This window comes from Bradyrhizobium sp. TM233 (assembly GCF_036247965.1).
Lineage (GTDB): Bacteria > Pseudomonadota > Alphaproteobacteria > Rhizobiales > Xanthobacteraceae > Bradyrhizobium > Bradyrhizobium ottawaense.
In genome coordinates, this window is record NZ_BTIG01000118.1 from 1 (window position 1) to 2,329 (window position 2,329).

The window sequence follows — 2,329 nt, forward strand, 5'->3', positions numbered from 1 at the left end:
GCCGCCGAAGCCGTCGGCGGCGCTGCTGCCGCCGGAGCCGTTCTGGTCGGCGATGACGTCGGAGGAGATGAAATTGCCGGCACCGAAGGCCAGCGTCGAGCCCTGCACGAAAATGCCGGAACCGAATGCCGAGCCTGCATTGCCACCCGTGCCGCCGGTGACATTGCCGCCGGACGTCGAGCCGTCGCCGGTGATGGTCAGCGTGCCGCCCTTTGCGACAAACACCGCACCGCCCATCGCGCCGCCGCCCCCGCCGACGCCAGCAGTCGCGTCACCGGCGCCAAACCCGCCGGCGCCACTTGCATCGTATCCTGCTCCTCCACCGCCGCCGAAGCCACCNNGCCGCCGCCGCCACCGCCGCCAAAGCCGCCGGCGCCGCCATTGCCCGCGTTGTCGCCGTAGCCGCCGCCACCACCAAAGCCGCCTGCACCGCCGATGTTGTAGATGCCGTTCTTCCCGTCGAAACCGCCGCCACCCCCCTGAGCGGTCTGGATCTGGCTTCCGCCCCCTCCGCCATTGGCGCCGCCATTGTTGCCAACACCACTGCTCACGGCACCGGAACCGGCGCCCCCCGTCAGCCCGGAAATGCCAAGCAAGCCGTCCGCTCCGGCACCGGGACCGCTCGTGAAAGTTCCGCCGTTGCCGGAATAACCGCCGCCGCCGCCCGCGATAGAGCCACCATTTCCGAAAACACCGCCCCCACCGCCAAGGTGGTTACCTGCCTGACCGAAAATGCCGCTACCACCGGCGGATAGGGAGACCGCGCTACCCCCACCACCACCAAGCCCTCCGCCGCCNNGACTGGTTGACGAACAGCGCTCCGCCCGCCCCCATCCCGCCGCCCCCGGCAGCACCGGCCGCGCCGCCCTGGGCAAGTCCGTTGGCCAGGGTGACATTGCTGATGCTGACATTCTGCGTCTGCGCGACGACCGAACCAACCACCGCAGCACCGGTCTTCGTCTCCGTATCCACGCCGACGAAGAATATCCGCTGGGTGCCGCCACCGTCGATGGTATGCCCATTGCCGTTGATCGTCAGCGAATTGAAGATCGGCGACAGCGGGCCCGCCAGCGTGACGTCCGTCTGGATGTTGATTGTGACCGGCGAGGATCGCGCATTCGCATAGGCAAGCGCGTAGCTCAGCGTACCGGCGGCGCCCGTCGTGCCGCTCGAAGCGGTACCCGGGTCGCTCGCGATCGTGACGGTGCAGGTATTGCTCGCACATTGGGCTTGCGCCACGCTCGTACCTGTCACATGTGCAATCGCGAGCCCGAAAGCCGCGATCCAGACCGCCCGCATGCACGCGCGGCAGCCCGACATCATTCCCACCAGCATCAAACCTCGCTCTGCGCCGGCGCGAGCATCAACCTCGCGGCTTCCCTATCCTGCGTTCGGCATGCGCACCGGGCGGACCGTAACGACACGCTGGCCAGACCGTTGTGCCCGGAGTCTCAGCGGCCGATTCATGGGGCGATTGATGCAATTGCATCACAACCCGGATTCGCGCCCTGCCGCGCAGTTGCTCCGCATGGTGCGAAAGACTAGATAACCAGCTCGATATCGGCGCTCTGCATGGCCTTCGTCCGTGCGGCCCGTGTGATCGGGGGACAGCGTGGACGGAGCGATCGCGAACGAGAGCACGCCGGCGGATGATGGTGAGCGCGGGTCGAGTGCGCTCGCGCAGTTGCGCGCGATGACGGCCGACATCTGTGACGTCATTCCGCTCACCGCGGATGACGATTTCCATGTCACCAGCCTGACGAAGATGACCGGCAATGCATTGCTGGTCGAGACGCGTGCCACCGACCTCGAATACGACCGGACGCCCGCGCACGTCGCCCGCGGCGCGATGGACCACTTTCAGATCACCCTCTGCGTCGCAGGCGAGATGCGGTTCAGCTCAGGTCGTCGCGAAGTGACGCTGGGGTCCGGCGACATCTGCCTGCTCGACATGGCGCAACCGAACCGGACGGCACTGCGTGGCGGCGGCGGCCGCACCCACCTGATCGCGATCATCCTGCAACGTGCCATGCTGGCGCCGCGGCTCGCACATCCGGACTCGGCCACGGCAACCCTGTTACCGGCGAACCACCCGCATGCTCGCCTGATCGCCAGCCATTTTGCGGCGCTTGGACTGCCACCGGCGCCCGAGGCCGCCAACGTCGAGGCCACGATCGAGGCAATCGCCGACCTCGTGGCCGCAGCCGCGGGCGGTACCGCAGACATTGCGGCGGGCGTCGAACGGGCCGAGCGGCATCTTTATCTTACGATGATCAAGCGCCGCATCGCGGACAATCTCGAGACCGACGCGCTGACCGCGGCCGAGCTC

1 protein-coding gene and 1 pseudogene are annotated in these 2,329 nt (G+C 67.7%); one reads left to right on the top strand and one right to left on the bottom strand.

Annotated features, from left to right (window positions below; translation table 11 throughout):
- Positions 1–225 (bottom strand): annotated as a pseudogene (locus AABA86_RS33925) (hypothetical protein); the annotation flags it as partial.
- 1,387 nt (positions 226–1,612) lie between these two features.
- Between AABA86_RS33925 and AABA86_RS33930 the strand changes: the two are divergent.
- On the top strand, positions 1,613–2,329 hold a 717-nt coding region (locus AABA86_RS33930; RefSeq protein ID WP_338309839.1), incomplete at its 3' end, for an AraC-like ligand-binding domain-containing protein.